Annotated in this window: 20 protein-coding genes; 6 read left to right on the plus strand and 14 right to left on the minus strand. The window is 45.6% G+C overall.

The features are described from left to right. Nucleotides 1–18: 18 nt before the first annotated feature. The 4 genes from PVA46_RS07575 to PVA46_RS07590 all read left to right on the plus strand — a co-directional run bounded on the left by PVA46_RS07575 (nucleotide 19) and on the right by PVA46_RS07590 (nucleotide 5,883). Complete coding sequence (locus tag PVA46_RS07575; protein WP_167696150.1) at nucleotides 19–1,521, plus strand: 6-hydroxymethylpterin diphosphokinase MptE-like protein; 1,503 nt, start codon at nucleotides 19–21, stop codon at nucleotides 1,519–1,521. Between the two features lie 117 nt (nucleotides 1,522–1,638). Next, nucleotides 1,639–2,229 (plus strand): nucleotide exchange factor GrpE, encoded by a 591-nt coding sequence (locus PVA46_RS07580; RefSeq protein WP_167696152.1) that lies wholly within the window; start codon nucleotides 1,639–1,641, stop codon nucleotides 2,227–2,229. 66 nt (nucleotides 2,230–2,295) lie between these two features. Beyond that, nucleotides 2,296–4,197: a molecular chaperone DnaK gene (gene dnaK / locus PVA46_RS07585; protein ID WP_167696154.1), complete on the plus strand. Its 1,902-nt coding sequence runs from the start codon at nucleotides 2,296–2,298 to the stop codon at nucleotides 4,195–4,197. Between the two features lie 102 nt (nucleotides 4,198–4,299). Beyond that, on the plus strand, nucleotides 4,300–5,883 hold the full coding sequence (locus PVA46_RS07590) for a LysM peptidoglycan-binding domain-containing protein (RefSeq protein ID WP_167696156.1): 1,584 nt from the start codon (nucleotides 4,300–4,302) through the stop codon (nucleotides 5,881–5,883). A gap of 75 nt (nucleotides 5,884–5,958) precedes the next feature. Here PVA46_RS07590 and deoC read toward each other — a convergent pair whose 3' ends face one another. The 10 genes from deoC to PVA46_RS07640 all read right to left on the minus strand — a co-directional run bounded on the left by deoC (nucleotide 5,959) and on the right by PVA46_RS07640 (nucleotide 14,827). After that, nucleotides 5,959–6,621, minus strand: coding sequence for a deoxyribose-phosphate aldolase (gene deoC, locus PVA46_RS07595; RefSeq protein ID WP_167696158.1), 663 nt, complete (start codon nucleotides 6,619–6,621; stop codon nucleotides 5,959–5,961). A gap of 194 nt (nucleotides 6,622–6,815) precedes the next feature. Then, entirely contained in the window at nucleotides 6,816–7,742 is a 927-nt protein-coding gene (locus PVA46_RS07600) for a hypothetical protein (RefSeq protein ID WP_167696160.1), read from the minus strand. Nucleotides 7,743–7,864: 122 nt separating this feature from the next. Then, nucleotides 7,865–9,133: a glycosyltransferase gene (locus PVA46_RS07605; protein WP_167696162.1), complete on the minus strand. Its 1,269-nt coding sequence runs from the start codon at nucleotides 9,131–9,133 to the stop codon at nucleotides 7,865–7,867. A gap of 98 nt (nucleotides 9,134–9,231) precedes the next feature. Then, entirely contained in the window at nucleotides 9,232–10,215 is a 984-nt protein-coding gene (locus tag PVA46_RS07610; protein WP_167696164.1) for a glycosyltransferase family protein, read from the minus strand. Nucleotides 10,216–10,506: 291 nt separating this feature from the next. Next, on the minus strand, nucleotides 10,507–11,526 hold the full coding sequence (locus tag PVA46_RS07615; RefSeq protein WP_167696166.1) for a ParA family protein: 1,020 nt from the start codon (nucleotides 11,524–11,526) through the stop codon (nucleotides 10,507–10,509). Nucleotides 11,527–11,630: 104 nt separating this feature from the next. Next, on the minus strand, nucleotides 11,631–12,323 hold the full coding sequence (locus PVA46_RS07620) for a peroxiredoxin (protein ID WP_167696168.1): 693 nt from the start codon (nucleotides 12,321–12,323) through the stop codon (nucleotides 11,631–11,633). A gap of 15 nt (nucleotides 12,324–12,338) precedes the next feature. After that, a complete protein-coding gene (locus tag PVA46_RS07625; RefSeq protein ID WP_167696170.1) occupies nucleotides 12,339–12,746 on the minus strand; it encodes a Fur family transcriptional regulator in 408 nt (135 codons plus the stop codon). Between the two features lie 156 nt (nucleotides 12,747–12,902). Further along, a complete protein-coding gene (locus PVA46_RS07630; RefSeq protein ID WP_167696172.1) occupies nucleotides 12,903–13,166 on the minus strand; it encodes an HPr family phosphocarrier protein in 264 nt (87 codons plus the stop codon). A 75-nt stretch (nucleotides 13,167–13,241) separates the two neighbouring features. Then, a complete protein-coding gene (gene cyaB / locus PVA46_RS07635; protein ID WP_167696174.1) occupies nucleotides 13,242–13,778 on the minus strand; it encodes a class IV adenylate cyclase in 537 nt (178 codons plus the stop codon). Nucleotides 13,779–13,798: 20 nt separating this feature from the next. Continuing rightward, nucleotides 13,799–14,827, minus strand: coding sequence for an endonuclease/exonuclease/phosphatase family protein (locus PVA46_RS07640; protein WP_167696177.1), 1,029 nt, complete (start codon nucleotides 14,825–14,827; stop codon nucleotides 13,799–13,801). A 136-nt stretch (nucleotides 14,828–14,963) separates the two neighbouring features. On the opposite strand from PVA46_RS07640, the gene dnaX reads away from it, so the two are divergent. Continuing rightward, nucleotides 14,964–16,463 (plus strand): DNA polymerase III subunit gamma/tau, encoded by a 1,500-nt coding sequence (gene dnaX, locus PVA46_RS07645; RefSeq protein ID WP_167696179.1) that lies wholly within the window; start codon nucleotides 14,964–14,966, stop codon nucleotides 16,461–16,463. Next, nucleotides 16,460–16,771, plus strand: coding sequence for a YbaB/EbfC family nucleoid-associated protein (locus PVA46_RS07650; RefSeq protein WP_167696180.1), 312 nt, complete (start codon nucleotides 16,460–16,462; stop codon nucleotides 16,769–16,771). The genes dnaX and PVA46_RS07650 overlap by 4 nt, the downstream gene beginning before the upstream one ends. 264 nt (nucleotides 16,772–17,035) lie before the next feature. Here the strand turns inward: PVA46_RS07650 and PVA46_RS07655 are convergent, their stop codons facing one another. The 4 genes from PVA46_RS07655 to recF all read right to left on the minus strand — a co-directional run bounded on the left by PVA46_RS07655 (nucleotide 17,036) and on the right by recF (nucleotide 20,856). After that, nucleotides 17,036–17,851 carry an HAD family hydrolase gene (locus PVA46_RS07655; protein ID WP_167696182.1) on the minus strand — a complete coding sequence of 272 codons (816 nt, stop codon included), beginning with the start codon at nucleotides 17,849–17,851 and terminating at the stop codon, nucleotides 17,036–17,038. A gap of 50 nt (nucleotides 17,852–17,901) precedes the next feature. Next, nucleotides 17,902–19,221, minus strand: coding sequence for an NFACT RNA binding domain-containing protein (locus tag PVA46_RS07660; RefSeq protein ID WP_167696184.1), 1,320 nt, complete (start codon nucleotides 19,219–19,221; stop codon nucleotides 17,902–17,904). Continuing rightward, the gene (locus PVA46_RS07665) at nucleotides 19,218–19,655 is read right to left on the minus strand and encodes a DciA family protein (RefSeq protein ID WP_167696186.1); all 438 of its coding nucleotides are present in this window, start codon (nucleotides 19,653–19,655) and stop codon (nucleotides 19,218–19,220) included. The genes PVA46_RS07660 and PVA46_RS07665 overlap by 4 nt, the downstream gene beginning before the upstream one ends. Nucleotides 19,656–19,782: 127 nt before the next feature. After that, entirely contained in the window at nucleotides 19,783–20,856 is a 1,074-nt protein-coding gene (gene recF, locus PVA46_RS07670) for a DNA replication/repair protein RecF (RefSeq protein WP_167696188.1), read from the minus strand. Nucleotides 20,857–20,861 lie beyond the last annotated feature (5 nt).

Below are 20,861 nucleotides of genomic sequence, written 5' to 3' on the forward strand. Positions count from 1 at the left end.
TCAATTTTATATAAGTAGATGAATTTATGGACAACAAATCTCCAGATCTTGCGTCAACGCTTTAATGCGCTAGCGCAACAACTTGCGCAATATCAGCCTATTGCTCTTCCCCTAAAAGAGGCGCGCAATGGGCTTGCTGTACCCATCTACCAAGACCAACCACTCCACAGCCTCTATGATCCCATGAAAGAGGCGCAAAAAATGTTGCCTCCCACAGGCGAGAGCTACCTCGTTATCGGGCTAGGTGCAGGCTACCTTGCCAAAAGCATCCTCGCGCAATCTACCACCGCCCTGCTCCTTATTATCGAACCAAGCCCCTGCGACCTTGCCAACCTCCTTGCCACCCTCGACTACACCGATATCCTTAACGATCCTCGCCTTATCCTTTTATCTAATAAAGAGATATCTCCCCTATTTCAGCAATTAGCTCACCTCTATCAACCCTTACTGCACGGCAATCTTCACCTCATCCACCCACGCCTTATGCAGAGCCTCTATCCCACTTTTTTCGATAATTTTACGCAGGCATGGCAAGCATGGATGCATCAACTTAGCGGGGAGTTGAGTACGTGGCACTTCTTTGGGCGACGCTGGTTTAAGAATATCGTTACCAACCTCGCCACCATCACGCCCGAGAATTCAGCGCGCGCTATTCCTAGCCAAACCGACATCTTTATTGCCGGGGCAGGGCCATCCTTAGAAGATGCCATCGTGCGTATGAAAAAAGAGCATAAGCGCCCGCTCATCATCGCTAGCGACGCGGCAGCCCTCACGTTGCAAGCCCATCAACTGCCAGCCGATCTCATCCTCTCCATCGACGCGCAAGCCCTTGTTCAATATCACTTTTTAGGACTCGATCTCAAACCATCTACCCTCATCGCCGATCTCAGTGTCCATCCTGCCCTCCACCGCTCGGGAAAGAGCCACTTCTTTGCCGGATCGCATCCCCTAGCGCGCTTAAGCGGACTTCGCCATCTCCCCACCGACTCTGGTAATGTCGGCACCACCGCCTACCTCCTCGCCAAGTACCTAGGCGCAAAAAGTATCCGCTGGGGCGGCCTCGACTTTGCCTATCTGCACGGCAAGCCCTACGCCAATCCCAACTACCTCTATTGTTTATATGAGGCGCAAGCCTCGCGCTTACAACCCATCAGCCAAAACGTAGCCCAACTGACCTTTCGCACCGCCATTCACTACTATCCAGAAACAGGGCACTATCAAAGCGATCTGCTCGCCTTTTATCAAACAAAATTCCATCAAGCCCAAACCCTCCACACGCCAAAAACATGGCATCAACCTAGCATTGATGGCATAAAATTCCTAAAAAATTATCACCAACAACTCATCGATCTCGCCAAACGCCCCATCGATGCATGGCATGCTCTAAGCCCAAATCATCGCACGCTTCTCTACACGCTCCTACCAAGCATGAGTACTGGCTATCAGATGGGTTTACGCACGAACCAATTAATAGAAGAGACGCTCAATTTCGCCCTAACCTCCCTTAAAGATAAAATCTAGTACATATTAAAATAAAATTCGCGTCAAAATGATAAAATTTACTTGACCACCCCAAAATATCTTGTTATCTTGTTAGTAAAGATGTACAAATAAGCAAAGGAGTGCAATCTAGTATTTATGGCTAAAAAGAAGAAAGATGAAGCAGAGGCAGAGGAGGTATTGGCAGGCGAAAACCCTACTGAAAGCCAACCTCAAGCGACCGAAACCTCGCCTAGTCAAGAGGATAACCTCATTCAAGAGCTTAGCGAGACTATCGCAAAACTCACCCAAGAAAAGGCAGAGTTGCAAGATTTGTCGATACGTAAGCAAGCAGATTTTGAGAATTATCGCAAGCGCATGAGCAAAGAGAAGATCGAGAGCATTCAATACGCTAACGCCGATCTCATCGAAAAAATGCTCGATGTTCTGGATAATTTTGAACGTGCCAAAAAGGCCGCGCAGGAGAATAACGACATTCAAGCCGTTATCCAAGGCATCGATCTCATCGAAAATAATCTCATTGCCCTGCTCAACAGCAAAGGCTTAACCAAACTAAAGAGCCTTCAAGAGCCCTTTAATCCCGACCATCACCTAGCCATTGCCATGGAAGAGAGCGAAGAGACCGATGAGGCGCATGTAATAGAAGAATTTCAAGCCGGCTATCTCTTGCACGATCGCCTCTTGCGTACGGCCAAGGTAAAAGTACGCATGCCAAAAGCCAAAGAGTAGTTACACGCCCTGCGCTTGTACCCAACCAACAATAGACTTTATATATCCAACAAAGGAGTTTAAACCATGGGAAAAATTATTGGAATAGATTTAGGAACCACCAACTCTTGTGTCGCTGTTATTGAAGGCGGTGATCCCGTTGTTATTCAAAATGCCGAAGGGCAACGCACCACTCCCTCCATCGTGGCCTATACCGAAAAGGGCGAACGCCTTATTGGTAGCCCCGCCAAAAACCAGATGGTTACCAACCCGGAAAATACCATTTACTCCATCAAACGCTTTATGGGGCGTCGCTTTGACGAAGTAAGCGATGAGCTTCATCGCACCCCCTACCGCGTAGAGCAAGGCTCTAATGGCGACTGTCGTGTGAATATCCGTGGCGAGAAGCTCTCTCCACCAGAAATTTCGGCGGCCATCCTCCAAAAAATGAAGAAAACCGCCGAAGACTATCTAGGCGAAAGCGTTACCGAGGCGGTTATCACCGTGCCTGCTTACTTTAACGACGCGCAGCGTCAAGCCACCAAGGATGCTGGTAAGATCGCCGGTCTTGAGGTGAAGCGTATCGTCAACGAGCCAACCGCCGCTGCTATGGCCTATGGCTTTGAAAAGCAGAATAAAGAAGAAAAAATCGCCGTCTATGACCTAGGTGGTGGGACTTTTGATATCTCCATCCTCGAGCTAGGCGATGGTGTCTTTGAAGTACGCTCGACCAATGGTGATACTCATCTTGGTGGTGATAACTTTGATACCAAGATCATCGACTGGCTTATCAACGAGTTTAAAAGCACTTCGGGTATCGATCTTGCCCAAGATCGTATGGCATTGCAACGCCTTAAAGAGGCCGCCGAGAAGGCAAAAATCGAGCTCTCCAGCGCGACAACCACCTCGATTAACCTACCCTTTATCACCGCCGATGCCAGTGGCCCTAAGCACTTACAAATGGAGCTATCTCGCGCCAAATTTGAGCAGATGGTTGCCGATCTCGTGGAGCGCACCAAAGAGCCTTGTCTCAATGCCCTTAAAGATGCCGGCTTGAGCGCATCGGATATTGATGAGGTTATCCTTGTTGGTGGTTCTACCCGTATTCCTGCAGTGCAAGAGCTGGTGAAAAAGCTCTTTGGCAAAGAGCCGAATAAGAGCGTCAACCCCGACGAAGTGGTTGCCATGGGTGCGGCCATTCAAGGTGGTGTGATCGGTGGCGATGTGAAAGACGTTCTCCTCCTCGACGTTACCCCCCTCTCCCTTGGTATCGAAACCATGGGCGGAGTCATGACCAAGCTCATCGAGCGCAACACCACTATCCCCACCAAAAAGAGCCAAGTCTTTAGCACCGCTGCCGATAATCAACCAGCCGTAAGCATTCACGTTCTCCAAGGTGAGCGTAGCATGGCCGCGCAAAACCGCACCCTTGGTAAATTCGATCTTACCGATATTCCACCAGCACCGCGCGGTGTCCCACAAATTGAGGTGAGTTTTGATATCGATGCCAATGGTATTGTGCACGTAAGCGCCAAGGATCTTAGCACCGGTAAAGAGCAAAAAATCCGCATCGAGAGCTCTTCGGGTCTCTCCGATAGCGACATCGAAAAGATGGTACAAGAGGCCAAAGCTAACGAGGCTGCCGATAACGCAATCAAAGAGAAAATTGACGCGAAAAATGAGGCTGACTCCTTCATCTATCAAGTGGAAAAGAGCCTAACCGATCTAGGTGATAAAGTCAATGCCAACGACAAAGCCAACATCGAGAGTGCGATTGCCGACCTTAAGAGCGCCATCGCTAGCGACGACGTGCAGGCAATTAAGGATAAGACCGAGCACCTCAAACAGCTCTCGCACAAGCTTGCCGAAGAGGCCTACAAACAAGCCCCCGAAGGCGCGCAAGGCGATGCATCGGGACAAAATGGTGGCGATCATCCTAAAAATGATGCCCAAGATGCTGATTTTGAAGTTGTTGATGATAATAAGTAGTTGCACTCCTTCACTAATTGTGCTAAACTAATTTCATGCAGATGGTTGCATCCCCTTCTTTGAGGGGGTGCCTTTTATCATCATCTGGAAAGGAGAAGATACATGCAAAAATTCCACCACCTGTCGTTAGGCTTTGTCATTGCCTCGCTCTTGAGTGTCGGATCGCTCTTTGCGCAAGAAGATGCAACCCAAACACCAGTGCCTATCAGCAGTATTCAAGAGAATCATAATCAGAACTTAGACGAAGAGATTGCGCGCCTAGAACGTGAACTCGAAGGACTTACCGAAGAGAACGAACATCTTCGCGAGGAGAACGAACGCCTAAGAAACACCCAAACCAACCAAACAAATGCAGATCTAGCAGAGGAGACGACGGATTCTCTTGAGGAAGATATCCTTTACATCCAAGGTGCTTCTGAAGAGGGAGATTTTATCACTACGGAGAACGACGCGGAAGCCACTTCAGAGGCGTATCATCCCCTCCAAATCGATCCATCCATTGGCGAGAGTTTGCCCACCTTCAATCAAATTGTTGAGTATGAGTTAATCATTGCACAAAACATCGCTCCCTATGAAGAAGCCCAAGCCAGTGAATTATCTGCATCGCTTCAAGAAGTGGGCGACCGCCTAGAAGCCGGCGATGATGGCGAAGAGACCTTGGCTATTTGGCAGGAATTTACCGTTTTGCTCATCGAGTATAGCGATATTATCGATCTCCATCTCGCGCTTTACGAGACCTTCCTTGAGGATGTCCAACGCCCAGAGCGCCTCTATCTTTTAGAGAATCCTTTAGCTGATTTTCGCAATGAAGTGAGCAATGCGCGTATCGCCTATAATGAAGCACGATTAAGCGAAGCGGTAGAGCATCTACAAAATGCTAAGCATCTCTGGCAAGCCATCGAACATGACGATGAGACCCTCATTGTACTTCTCGATCGCCACTTAGAGACTGCACTTAGCATCGAAATGTTGAGCCGTCGCTATGCCCGTGGTACCGATGAGCAAATGCATCAACCTAGCCCTTGGCAAGCGAGCCGTGGGGAGAATAACTCCATGGAGCACCAAGATATGGCGCCCCAATTTACCAATCTTCAACGTGCTATCATTCTATGGGAGCAGGCTACCGTAGCTGCCGAAGCGGGAGAACACGATCAGGCTCTTGCCCTCTTAGATGAAGCCTCAACACATGTTGTTGTCTACTCACAAATGAGCTTTGCTCAAATTCGTGTGGTGCGCCTCAATGTTAGCCGTCGTGAATCGCTCTGGCGCATTGCCGAAGAGGTTTATGGTGATGGTTTCCAGTGGACACGTCTCTGGGAGGCCAACAAAGATATCATCTCTAACCCCGATATCATCTTACCCGGTCAAGAGTTAGGTATCCCCGAAGAAGGTCAAGAGATCAACCTCCCTGCACAAGAGAATTCTTCTCAAGAGAGCAATATCGAGGACGAGGTAGAACAAATCAGCTCCGATGAGCTTATTGATACCATTGACGGGCAGGAGGGTAGTCTTGAACCAACCGACGAAGATCTCCTTATCGAGGATGAGATTGAAGACGAAATTGCCGAACTTGAAGGCGAGATCGAAGATCTTCAGGAAGAGCAAGATATCCTTCAAGAGCGCCTTGACGAGATTGAGGATGAAATCAACGAACTCGAGGAAGAGATCGAAGATCTACAGGAATAACCTAATTTCCCTTTCCATCATAAAGCAGAAGAGTAGCCTTGCGCTACTCTTCTCTTTCTATCCTCAAGCGAGTGCTTAATACGCTCCGCTATGGCTATTCCCTTGCATTAATACGACACCGGCACTGGTACCGATACGGCTAGCGCCTGCCTGCACCATCGCTTCGAGATCGGCAAGGGTGCGCACGCCTCCTGCGGCCTTAATCAAAGCGCTATCGCCCACGCAGGCTTTCATCCAAGATACATCCTCCACCGTTGCCCCACGCGTGGAGAAGCCCGTGGAGGTTTTGACAAAATCAGCTCCCGCACGCACGCACGCCAAGCAGGCTAAGCGAATCTCCTCCTTGGTGAGCAGACAGGTCTCTAAAATCACTTTGACCAACGCATCACCGCTAGCATCCACCACCGCGCGCACCTCTTCTTCGATATAGGTAAAGTCGCCATCCTTGGCCTTGCTGATATTCATCACCATGTCGATCTCTTCTGCCCCCATCGTAATAGCATCCTTGGTCTCAAAGACCTTCGTTGCCACGCTATTTGCGCCTAAGGGAAACCCGATTACCGTGCAGACCTTCACCGATGTTCCTGTTAATGCCTCCTTGGCAAGGACAATCCAGTGGGGATTAATGCAGACCGAGGCAAAATGATGCGTCTTGGCCTCGTTGCACAACTGTAGAATTTGCGCCTTGGTGGCATCGGCCTTTAATAGCGTATGGTCGATAAGTTTGGCTATTTCCATCTCTAACTCCTTATTTTTTGGGTATACTTTCTCTATTATAGCAGATTTGTAGAGAAAAAAGAAGAGAGACCCAATGCCTCTCTTCCTTCTAGGAGTTCAAATAAAATGATACCTTTTTCTAACGGCATAAAAAACGTAACTTTCTTTAAGAATAGCATCTTTTTACACCTTTGACAAGCAATTTAGAGCAAATATTACGATCTTTTCTTCTTTCGACGAAACAGAATCGTAAAAAAGTTGCCCACAAAGGCGCCTACCCACTTAATCGCCACCTGCGAATAGATAGCAAAATCGTATTTTCTCGATAATGCAAGATCATCGGTAAAGGTGATACGCTCTTTCGGATTGACCTCCTCCCCAAAGACACTATCAGCAAAATCGTAGCCATGCAACCCCGTGCCGTCAAAGCCAATATTGCGGATATACCCACGCACCGGCCAGAGCGCTACCTTATCATGCTTTAGCATATAATAAGTCGTGTGGATATCCCACAATTCACTAGATGGCTTACTTGCCACTTTATGCGACATCAAGTGCCCCCAGCTACGATTAAAGATCGAAAAGGTACTGCCCAATCCCTTAAAATAATCCTGCTCTGGCATATGAAAATCAATTGCCTTCCACTTATCCGACCAAATACCCCAGCCAAAACAGTGAAACGCCACGCCAAAAATCACATCATACGGGTACTTCTTCTTGATAAGCGCCTTACGAAACGCTCGCTCGTGCGCATAGGCGTTAATCAGTAAGACCTTATCGTTATCCTTATAGTAAGCCAAGGCATCGTGCATAAACTGCAAAAAGAGCGGATGCGCCAACGCATCGTCCTCAATGGCGATCCACGCCTCGTATTTGTCGCTGAGCATATCGCCCATCACCTTGACCGCACGCTTCACATTGTGATTCTCCGCAAGCTCTACGACCTCAACCTCTTTAAAGCCCGTAATCGTCTTAAAGTATGCCCGACACGCCTCTACTTTAGGGCGATCCTCCTCATTACGCGCGCCATCCGAGCAGATATAGAGCTTGCTCTCCTTCGCTAAAGCATTCGCTAATAAGGAGTCTACCACCTGCTTGGCATGCTCCAGTCGATTATATGTAAATAAGACTATTGGGTACAAAATTTATTCTTCCTCTAATTATTTATAAATTATTTTTTATCTAAAAAGCAATCGATGTACTCTTTTTGCCAAGAACATATCGATCGCTTCTTTTATCCTCAGTAAACTACTCTTCCACTATTCTAGGTATTCATCGACTGTTCTTCATTAAATTCCGAACTCACCACAGTTGCTTCGGTGCGCATGCTACGCTTATCAACAACCACTTGCGTTAATAAACGCACCAGCTTCTCCCCAGTAAGCACGTCAAAGGCAAGCTCTTTACCTCGCGCTTGCGCCTCTTGACGCTTCTTAGCATAGAGCGCCTCATCATCTAATAGTAAATTGACCTTATTGGCAAAAGCATCGAGATCATTCTCCACCAAAAAGCCACCACGCTCCCCCTCAAGGACACTTATCGACCCCAATTCAGCAATCGCCACCACAGGAATGCCATTGCAAAGTGCCTCGGTGGTTACCACGCCTTGCGTCTCGGTGAGGCTGGCAAAGACAAAGATATCGGCAATCGCATAGACATACTTCATCTGGCTATTCGGGAACGCTCCTAAAAAGGTTACATGCCCGTCGATACCCATACGCTTGACCAACGCTTTATGTTGTTCCATATAGCTACCCGATCCCGCGATCAATAACTCCACATCCTCACGCTGTTGCAAGAGTTTTTCCATCATCTTTAAGAGAAAACGCACATTCTTCTCTTTACCCACCCGTCCCACAAAGAGCAATCTGCGACGCGTTTTTACTCGCGGATGCTCTTTATAGATAAACGATGACTCGCGCTCATGCCCTTGATCCACTCCTGCAAAATTCTCCACAATGATCCCCGTAGGTAACACCTCAATCGGTTGCTCAATCTTGTAAACCTCTTGAATCACCTGCTTCATCTCTTTAGAAGGCGTAACCAAGAGATCAAACCCCTTGTAAAACCAACGGCTCCAATGCTTGATAATACTCCTCCACAAAGCAAGTGGAAAGAAAGGCGCGTATATCTTAAAATAAGGCGGAAAGTAGGTATGTACCATCATTATGGTGGGCGTGTTATGCTCTAGCGCCCACGCCTTGGTAACGCTACCAATGGTGAATTCCATGTGGTTATAAATGACATCAGGGTTAAAATCTGCCAATAATTGACGTATACGCGGAAATTCTCGCTTATAGACAAAGCGCTCTTCTTTATTCGTGGTCAACTTTAAGTCGGCAATACTATAGGAGTCAAAGCGATGTATCGTGATGCCCTTCGGATACTCACGCTCCTTAGTATCGGGAAAGCTTGGCGCATAGACTGCCACCTCATGCCCTGCCTGTGCTAAGTAGCGAATACTCGAATCAATTGCCACGGCAATCCCGTGCGTGCGTGGATAAAATGCATCCGTCGTTACCGCTATTTTCATCTCTCTACCCCTCCTCTTTTCCCTCTTTCTTGATTCTATACAACATAACAAAAATTTGCAACCCTGTCAAGGTTATCTCTCTTAAAGAAAAGATTTACTTAGGCATTAGATCGATCTCCTTTCTCGGAAAAAACCAACACTTTTTCTGGCTTACTCCACCATCGTGACGATTTTCGTCCCAAAATGAGCCAAAGATTGCCCCAAAACGCCCGTATCCATAAACGAATCACGCCAAAGGTGATACTACTATGGTAATTATCGCTAATATGAATATGATTGGTAAAGGCGATATCCTCTCTGGGTTGAAGCCTTTCTTGAAAAAAAGTTTCCCCAAAGTGATACTTATGTAAGCCCGAACCATCAAAACCGATATTTTGCAGATAGCTACGTACTGGCATCACCGCAACCAGCCCTTTACGGATCATCTCATAACAGAAGTGTACGTCCCAAAGCTCGCTGGTGGGCTTGCTCGCCACCCGATGCGAAGCCAAGTGCGCCCAACTACGACGCAACAGTTGCAGATACGATCCCATTCCTTTAAAGTAATCATGCGAAGGCATAGTGATCTCCAAACTCTGCCACTTATGCGCCCAGGTTGCCCAACCAAACGCATAAAACGCCTGCGTAAAGAGCACATCATGCGCATAGCCTCGCCCAATTAATGCCTTCTCAAAGACGCTGTCATAAGCGAAACCCATCACACAAGCCACCTTCTCATTATCCCGATAGTAGACCAGCGCATCATTCATAAAGCGCAAGAAATCCTCATGCACCAAGATATCATCTTCAATCGAGATCCACGCCTCATACTTCTTGCTCATCCACTCGCCCATCACCTTGGCGGCCTTCTTTACATTATGATTTTCGGTGAGCGCCACCACTTGTACCGACTTAAAGCCTTCAATCTGCTCAAAATAAGCCCGACAAGCCGAAACTTCCGGCTCATCCTTTTTCGTACGTGGGGCATCCGAGCAGATATACAACGCGCTCTCTTTTGCCAAAGGACTCTTCGCCAGTGCCTCGATAGCAAGGCGCACATGCGTCGGACGATTATAACTAAACACAACAATAGGATATGGCATCTTCTACTTCCTTTAGGTTAAATTGATTCTATGCATAAGAACATGTTTCTCCTTATCATAACAAGCATCTTTGTATTTGTCAATAGAAACAAACCATAAATTTAGCAACATAAACTGTAAATTTAGTAATGCATAAGGAAAATTCTGTCTTATTAAAAAGAATATTTTATTATTTTACAATAAAAAAAAGGAGACCATTAACCGATCTCCTTGAATAGCAAAATCTGCTCGACAGTTATGCTTTTTTTGCTTATGGTAAGAGTGAATTCAACAATATTCTAACAAGAATAATCAAAGAAGCTCCACTAAACGATTGATATACTCTTTATATTGTTTCAAGTTATTTACTTGTATGATCTTTCCCTCAGCCGTTTGTACTCTGTTCTTCATCAAAGAGATCACTTGTGGATCATAAGTAATCACTGGTACTAAAGAATTCATATCGGGGAGATCGTATTCCAAAGAATTTACCGGGAGAAAAATAGAACCATTATACTCCTTTTTCATCATTTGTAAATACTCTCGCATGCCTCGCTCAATATTTTTAAACGCTTGTGCTGAACCTTTGTCGTATCTAGTCGAACGCCCAAAAATAACATGAGCGATAATCGGTACACTTAAATCATACATCATAGCTTGCTCTTTTAAGGTATATTTACTATGAATTTCGCTATTATTTTGATTTATGCCGTATAAGAGATGAAAAACATTTTTTAAAGCCAATGAAGAACCATAATCTGCTAAACAAGGAATAATTAATTGATCACCAGCTAAAAGTGCCATTTTTGTATAAATAGAAAACGACGGGTTAGTATCAATAAAAAGACAACTTGCCCCCTTATATTTATTACTAAAGGGTATCTTTAAATCCTTAATAATACCCAAAATTTGTCGATGCTTACTTTGACCGTCTATGCCTTTAATTTCGGCAGTAGCCTCCAATGCAGGAGCAAGAATTTCCAAACTATTATGACCACACATCAGGTAAATATTCTTAGGCATGCCAATATTATAGCTTGCCACATGAATAAAATAATCACTCTCTGTACCTAAAAGAGCAAAAGGAGAATGCGACAATCGTTCATTAAAGTAATGACCAATGGTAATTTTTTTCTCATCTACTTTTTCGTAATTTTTACCTTCACCTTTTGTCCCACCGAGTAATAACTGAGAAATATCAGATTGAGGACACATATCAATCACCAAAACACTCTCTGCTGGATGCATTCGTGCATATTCAGTGGCGAGAATAAACGTTAATAAACTCTTTCCAACTCCACCCTTATTATTCCATAACGTATAACTCTTCATCGCCTCTTATCCTCGTTTTTAGTATACAAAATGACATCTATTTTGTCAACATAAATAAAAAAGAGACCCAAACGGATCTCTTTACAAAATAAAAAATCTCTCAACTACTTGCTAGGCTTGGTGCATAGGAACCAATCATGACAGGTCATGCCTTCTGGCTTCTCTACACGTTGGCGAGCAATGTCAGCAGTGGCAGCAGGTGGCACAATCACATCATCACCCGGACGCCAGTTAGCAGGCATCGCAGCGCCCAACTTGTCGGAAGTTTGCAACGCTTGAATAACGCGCTTTAGCTCGTCAAAGTTGCGACCCAACGCCATAGGATAGTAAATAATCGTGCGAATTTTTCCTTCAGGATCGATCACAAATACCGCGCGTACCGCCTGTTGATTCGATTGATTAGGCTGAACCATGCCATACTTCTTAGCAACGTCCATGCGAATATCATCAATAACAGGGAAGTTAATCTTCACCTGCTTCATCCCATTGAATTGAAGCTCTTCAATCTTGCGGATCCAAGCAATGTGCGAGAACAACGAGTCAATCGACAAACCAATAAGCTCGGTGTTAAGCGCCTTAAACTCTTCTGCCATCGTGGCAAAGGTCATAAACTCGGTGGTACAAACGGGAGTAAAGTCGGCTGGATGCGAAAAGAGAATCACCCACTTACCCTTGTAATCTTTAGGAAAGTGAATCTCACCCTTGGTCGTGTTAGCCACAAACTCTGGTGCAGCATCACCTAGTAATGGCATCTGAAAACGATCTTCCTGATAGTAATCTTGCTCATGTTTTTCCATAAATATATCCTCCAATTAAATAATTTTATCCCAACACGCTTTACACGTGCCTATTACATACACATTCTGCTCTAAAATAACACAATTTTCCAGCTCCGGCGAGAGATTAAGGTCTAAATGTATCGAAAAGTTGCTCACCTTACCACAGATCTCACATTTAAAGTGTCCATGCTCTTCCATCATCGCATCGTAACGTAACTCATTATTTTCGATGGTAATGAGCCTTGCTAATTGATGTTGCACCAGTAGGTTGAGCGTATTGTAAACCGTAGTGCGCGATAAACTAGGAATCTCACCCACCAAGCGCACATACAATTGCTCGGCACTAGGATGCTCTTGACTAGCGCTAAGCTCCTGATAGATACGCAATCGCTGATACGACGCGCGAATCCCCCTACTCTCTAGTACCTCACTTAGTTGCATGTTATTACTCACAATAATGAAATCACTCTCTTTTTGTAATCATTACATTTTTAGTATACAATCAAAATAACCCTTTGTCAATAGCTTTCTACTCTTTTTTAGGAGAATCCACCCTCTTAAGTACGATTATGTAAAAGAGAGTGGCTCTCACTCGTTTTAAATGAGGTTATTACTCTTCATTGCCTCGATCATGCCGGCAAGCGCATCGGTTTCGTCGCTACCTTCGGCGATAATCTCCACCTCGGCACCCTCGGAGACGGCTAAGGAGAGAATTTTAAGCATCGCTGAGAGGCTGGCCTCTTTTTCGCCGTAACGCATTGTCATTGCCGATTGATACTTTTTGGCTTCTTTAACCAAAATCGACGCAGGTCTAGCGTGCAGACCAATAGGATCGATAATGGTTACTTTTTGACTTACCATTTTTACACCTTCCTTTCATGTACCTAGAGAGTCATCTCCCTATTCAAGTATCATAACACTCTTTGGCTAAAATTACTAGATATAACCTAGTAATTTTTTGTAAGACTTCTCCTCGATCTGTTCTGGCTTGACCCCTAAACGAGATAATGCCTCGCGCACCTGCACTTTTGCCTGCTCGATGCCTTGCATGTCGCGCTCTTCTTCGACAACTTTTTCAATCTCGATATAGAGACCAAGGCCAGCTACCTCCACCAGCTCATAATGAATACCGTCGTGGGTGTAAAGGTGCATCATCTTCTCTTTTTCAAAACTCACGCCATAATGAAGTGCCTCTAGCATCGCCTGTGCCTTTGCCATGTCCGAGACCTCCATCTCGATCTCTTTGTTCGTCTCTACGCCCTCATGCGTATGACGCTCTTTATAGGTGAGTAAAACGCCCTTCACGCTACATTTACGCAGGCGTAGACGCTCTTCACTCTCGCCTATCTTCTTAAAATAGACATCATGACGCTCATAAAAGCCTCCGTCCACCGCCATCTGCTCCAACTGCTTCTTCATCTGCGTATACTCCTTGGCACTAATACGCGCTTTAATCTCCACTTCGTATGCCATTGTACTCTACTCCTTTTCTTCTATTTTTTTGAATTTTTATAGGTGAATATTGCCATTATCGGCAGATGATCGCTCAAGCCGTCGATACGATTAGCATAAAATGCGTTTGGGTAGAGGAAAATTTCTTGGCTCTCCTCGTCTACTTGCTCCGATAAAAATCGCGCATGGGTAATCGGGCGTTGCTCAATAAAGGTCAAGCCATCGCCGATCAAGAGCCGTCGAGCTAGTAAAAAACCATCCAGTGCCTGCCAATTTCCCCCATACGCATAGGTACCCAAAATGCTCTCTTTCTCCTGATGCGCTTCCACATAGCTGGGCCAAGGATTGTAAAATCCCTCCGCTTCTACCATCGCAAGAGACGAGGCAATCGCCATAATGTTTGCCTCCATTGCCGATGCATTACGTAAATCCATATTGAAATCGCCACCCACCAAGATCGCCACATCCTCGCCATACTCGCGCCGAATACGTTCGATGCTCAAGTGTAACTGTGCGAACGTCGCACTACGACGCACCACATTGCGCTCCTCGCGCTGACTCTGTAAATGGAGATTGATCACGACCAGCGGTTGGTTGTTAGATAAGCGTAAAACGCCCAAGAGAATCGGGCGTAGCTGTTGACGCTCATCCAACGGATCGCGCACCTGAATGCTTCGCATCTCGATCACCTCATAGCGCGAGAGAATCGCCAGCCCCGTAGCATGCGAAGGCTCTTTGGCAAAGAGAATATGCATCCCTTGTAAGCCTTTGCTCTGCTCGCTTAAGGCTTGCACCACCGCATGATTCTCCACCTCTTGCAATAAAAGAATGCTCGGTGAACCATAACTCTGGGCAATCTGGGCGAAGCCACCAGCTAAATTACTCACTTTTTGTTGATAAAGCGCGGTGCTCACCTCGCTAAATTCGCGATACTCCGTACCCTGATATTGATCGTCAAAGAGATTTTGCACATTATAACTGATCACCACCACCTTCTTTTGGGGCAGACAACCCAGCAATAATCCTACCCAAAGCAACCATATCCAACGCATGCGCAATTTTCTCATCATCTCTCTATTTTACCCTAAATTCTTATCGATAGCAAGCCTATTTAATCGATAAAATACGACAACTTTTCTCTTATTCATCGCATTATCCACCTAGGCATGCAAGAAATCGTCGCGTCTTTGCCGATAATCCAAACAAATGAAGTACCAAGTTACGGCATCACGCAAGCGACCCAAGAATTTTCAATCGATGGTGGGGCAAGAATTTGTCGCCACGGCCATTAGCCACAGCCTCGATCATCAATCCTTGGCCAATGCCTATCTCTTTACCGGACCTCGCGGGGTGGGTAAAACCAGTAGCGCCCGTATCCTAGCGACCTGTCTCAATTGCCTTGCCAACGAGAAACCCACCATCACCCCTTGTGGCACTTGCGCCAACTGTATCGAGATTGCTGCCGGAAGTAGTGTCGATGTCATTGAAATTGACGGTGCAAGCAATACCGGTGTCGGCGACGTGCGCGCCATTAAAGATGAAATTCTCTTTCCGCCCACCGCCTCGCGCTTCAAAATTTATATCATCGATGAGGTACACATGCTCTCCAGCGGTGCCTTTAACGCCTTGCTCAAGACGATTGAAGAGCCTCCCGTCTACGTTAAGTTCATCTTCGCCACCACCGAGAGCCACAAGATCCCGGCCACCATCAAGAGCCGAACCCAGCAGTTCAACTTCAAGCTTATCTCTATCGATCTCATTAAAGATCGCCTGCAAGAAGCCCTCAATGAGGTAAACATTAGCTATGAAGAAGAGGCGCTCTTCTGGCTGGCAAAAGAGGCCAGAGGCAGTATGCGCGATGCCTACACCCTGCTCGACCAAGCCATCGCCATTAGCCAAGGAAAAATTACCTTAGCCGAGTTGAAAGAGAAGATGGGCTTCGCCGGTATCGACGATCTCAATCAATTAGTAGCGCTTGCCCTAGACCAAACCATGCAAGATGCGATTCTCCTCTTGCGCGACTTTATCGCCAAAGGCATTAGTGGCGAGCAGATCATCCAAGATCTCAGCGCCTACTTCCACGCCATCATGCTCATTAAGCACGATATCACCAAAGAGTCGCTCTTAGGTTTCCCCCTCGCCAGCTTCTCGCAAGAAGTGCTCGCCAAGCTCTCCCTCGACCAGACCAAAGATCTCCTAACCAGCCTCTTTGCCCTCTACAAAAGCGCCAAATTCTCCATCAACATTCAACTCGAACTCGAACTCTTCCTTAGCCAGATCGCCGCCATCCAAACCAAACTCTACCCTAGCGACCTCCTCGCCAAACTAAGCGCGCTACGCATCAACCTTACCAACCCAGCCACATCCACCACCACCTTAGAAACATCCAAACCCAATCCACCACCCAGTAAAACCGAAGAAATTTCCATTTCAGCCCCAGAAACAAAAACTCTCTCCAAAGCATCCATTCTTGCCTATCTTGCCGAGCAATTCGACATAAGCCTCACCCCCAAAGATCTGCTTATCGATGAGGATATTGTGCAGATTACCCTTCATCAAGCCGTGCACTACCAAACCCTTAGCGCGAGGCAGGTAGAAATTCAAACCTATCTTGCCAATTTAGATAGCACACAGGCGTGGCAATTATCCTTAATCTATGATAAAATCAACTTAATTCAATCTATTTTTTATGGAGAACAATCATGAACATCAATCCCCTGACTTTTATGAGCCAATTTGGCAAGATGAAGGACGAAGCCAAGCGTATGGAGGAGAAGTTACAACAACTGCGCATCAATGGATCGGCAGCCAGCTTGGTGCAGGTTACCATCAATGGCAAGTTTGATTTAATTGATATAAAAATTGACCCCATCGCCGTCGATGAACGCGACATTCCCATGCTTGAAACCCTCATTAAGAGCGCCTTTGTCGATGCCTCTAACAAAGCCAAAGAGACCATCGCCCAAGAGTTACAATCCACCGATCTTGCACAACTTCAATCTATTTTTAAGTAATATTTTAACAAAAAAGAACATACTTGCTAAAATTCTTCCACTTCTTATCCACAAGCATTTTTCCTTCTTATCCACAATGCACTTTGTGGATATTTTTTTCGCTTTTCCATAAAAAAGATAGCTCTGCCATGGTTTTATACCACTTTAAAGCTATCTTTTACTATTTTTATTGAATTTCTTATCCACATGCGATCCAAACTCATACACATCTTTTGATAGAACATGCACAAGTTGTACACAAGCTTGCGTAAGCTATGCACATGCTTATGTATGCAAAAAGAGCTCCGCCAAAACTTTGGCTACGCCATCCTCATCCACCGAGGATGAAGTTACACGTTTAGCCCGCGCTTGCACTTGAGGCGAGGCATTTTTCATCGCGTAGCTCATGCCTGCCACCTCTAAAAGTTCGATATCGTTAAAGTTGTCGCCAAAGCTCAACGCCTCGCTTGCATCCAAGCCATACTCCTTAAGTACCTGCAACAACGCATTGCCTTTGTTCACATCGTGGTGATAGATCTCAAAGTAGGCATCGCTGGTAAAGCTCATCGCCGCCTCACCCGGTAGAAGCTTGGCCAAAGCCTCGGCAATTGACTCTAATTTAACCCGATCATGCTCGATAAACATCCACTTAGTTACCGACTTTAATGCTTCTTGGAGAAGTTCGCTATCGGGCGCTATCGTCTTGAGTGCCACACGATTATTCTTACTATACGCGAGGTAGGCAGAATGCTCGGCATAGCTATCTAACGTATAAAGCGCATCTTGGTGATAAAACTGAAAATAATACTTCTCTTCCTGTGCAAAACGATAGAGCTTCTGCGCCACCGCCTCGGGCAGAGGTTGATAGTAATGCGCTTCGCCAGCTACGTCGATTAATGCACCATTGTAGCTAATCATCACTTCGTCTAGTCCCAACGCCTCATGAAAGGTGCGCATCGAGTGATTCGCCCGTCCACTGGCCAAGATAAAGGGAATGCCCAATTTACGTACTTGCGTAATCACCTCTTTGGTATAATCACTGATGATTTGGCTCTCAGGCACAATCGTGCCATCTAAATCGGTAAAGATAATCTTATACATCTGCTTCTCCTACTTGTCTAAATTTTTTCTCTTCTCTCTAAAAAATTTCTCTAAAACTCTGCTTGATACTCGGCTAAAATACGTTCGATAAATGCGCGATCGTAGCGATAGAGCAAGGTTTTCGCACGCAAGACTTCAACCTTACCCAAAATCTTCGTGCGTTTCAGCGCGTTGACTTGGGTAAAGATAACTTCGACCTCGGTTTGTTGGCGCGCCTTACTATAATAGTGTGCCAGCGCGAGGGCGCATTGCAAAACCGAATCGAGGAGGGGAGCGCCCTTTTGGTACTTAATCAAGACAAAGCCACCCGCCACCTGATGCGCATGTAACCAGTAGTCCAGACCACGGCTATAGCGACGCAAAAGGAGATCATTCTCTTTAGCGTTTCTACCCACTAAAATCTGCCAATCCTCTACCTTAAATCGCAAAAAAGTAGGGGATAGGCGCTCTTTTTTCACAGAGATAAATCTATTTTGCTCTTGTGCGATCTTCTTCTCTAGTAACGCGATCTTCTTCTCCAAAGCAATAAGACGTTGCTTCTCTTGCTTGGCGCGAGCAAAAAAGGTTTGACGCTCTTGTTGATGCGCTTGCCACGCCTTCTGATAAGCCTGATGCTCCACAAAAGATTGTGTAAAGAAACGCTCCTCCACCTGATGCCACCTTTCCATCAGCGTCTCCTCACTCACTTGCTTGGCCAACGCCTCGGTATAGCGCGCCTTTAACAGGCGTAGTTCATCCAGCCAAGGCTCACTTTTCGTTACCTCTTCTTTACAATAATATGCTTTCACCGCCTCATTGAGGCTATCATTAATCGGCGAAAAGGTCATGTCCAAACATTGATGCGAAGAAGATTCCGCTCGTTGCACTAAATAACTGGTCAATGCACGCGCTTCAGCACCATCCTTTTTGCGATAAAAAGCATCCAGAATTCGCCATGTATCATCGCAGAGATAGCCATTGCTTGCACGCGCCCAGAGTAACACAACCAGTCGATACTCCTCATCTTGGCGTTTCACGTGAAACACCACCGAGCGATCGTAAGGGGAGTAATCGATGGTAATGATGCGCGCTCCTTTGATTTTAGCAGTTAATAACTCTTTAAATCGTAATGATTTAGTATATTTTTTAGGATGTTCACTCTTTACATAAAGATGCGAATAAGCACTAAAATTTATCACTAAATAGTGCTTAGCTGGAGGTTGATACAGTTCTAAAACCAAGGTATCATAGGTATCTTGATAGATCTTATCTATCCGCGCGCCAACCAGCGATGCTTCGTCTAACACGACCGCTATCTCGCTACCATTTAACGCCCGCTTGACCTCTGGTTTATCCTTATGCTCACTCTGCTTCTCTACATCATCACTCATACGTCCGCCTCCCCTTGACGCTTTAAACGTTCTAGCATCGCATAAAAGGCGTTATCGCGGGGTACATCTACCTCATTTTTCTCTTGTATTTGCTCTTCTTTCACAACAAAAGCCTTAGGCTCCACCGTCGCTTTAATTTGCATAATCTGTAAGCTGGGATAGGCTCTCTGTAGGCTTTGGAGCAAGCTTCGTCGTTGCATCTGAATCAGTTGCACCTGCGTAGAGTGCTTACAACCGACCCACAACATGCCCTCCTCCACGCTTTTAATATAGGTTGATCGTGCCAACTCCTCGCCCACCAGCGTAGACCAAGCCAAACCTTCTCGCTTGGGTGAGATGGCTCGATGCCCCAACTCTTTCACAATGCTTTGTAAACACTGCGCTAAAATTTCACCGCCTTGCTTAATGACATAGCCTTCGCCTTCTTCCTCCACGCTGACAACTCCTATTTTTAATAAATAATGAATTAATCATTCTATTTAAATATTTATTACTTATTCTTCATTTTACATATTATCTATAAAATATGATTTATTTTCTTTTATTCTATTTTTATTCATTCTAACCATCCATCCACTCTATCTCTCCACCGACCACCCGATAGCTTTTATACGAGGGTAGCTCTTTCATCCAAGGCTCTAGGCTAAAGGCGCTCATAAAGAGTTGTTCGTAATCGGGCAACATTTGCCAAAAGCGCTCACGATGGGCGTTATCAAGTTCGACAAAGACATCGTCGAGGAGGATAATGGGTTTACGTCCGCGATGTTCAACAATCAATTGCGCGAGCACCTGCTTCATCACCAAGCTAACCATCCGACGTTCGCCCACCGAGAGATAACTAGCAATCTCGCGCTCGCCTTCCATCAAAAGATAGCGATCACGATGCACGCCAAAGAGGACACTCTTTTTACTCCATTCATAAGCACGTTTTCCCTGCAAATATACCAACATTTCTTCAGTATTACGCTCTTTAAAGCTCGCTTTATAACTAAATTCCAATGTTTTATCCAGTAACGCGTGCACCAGAGGCGTAAATTTTGCATTAAATTGACTCAATAATCCCCGACGTAAGAGCATCAAATCGGCATTGAGTTGGACAAACATCCCATCGCTAGAGGCAATAAAGGCACTCTGTTCATTTTTAAAGGCGAGATTACGTTGCTTTAAGAGGTGTTGATACGCACGTAAGGAAAGAATATAGCTATCGCCATAGACCAACGAGGCCATTTGATCGAAGAATTGCCGGCGTAAGCTAGGTTCCCCATGAATCAACGCGCTATCGTGATAACCAAAAATGACACAAGGATAGCGCATCAAGAGCTCTTTTCGATCGCGTAAAATTACCTTGTTGAGAAAAATCTCTTTCCTTTTCTCTTGATACTGGATGTTCACCGTGTCAAAGTACTTATCGATACGATGGATGCCTTTTAAAGCAAATTGATGCTTCTCAAAGTGGACAATCTGCTCATCTTGACGCTCGCGAAAACTCGATCCAAGACAGGCATAGTAGATCGCCTCTAAAAAATTACTCTTGCCTGCACCATTTTGCCCTACAAGAATAATGTGCTTGGCATCCAAGGCCAAGCACATCGTTGCTAAATTACGAAATTGATATAAATAAATCTCTTCTAGCATGCCAA

Origin of the sequence: Entomospira culicis (assembly GCF_028748145.1) — a bacterium.
Taxonomy (GTDB): domain Bacteria; phylum Spirochaetota; class Spirochaetia; order WRBN01; family WRBN01; genus Entomospira; species Entomospira culicis.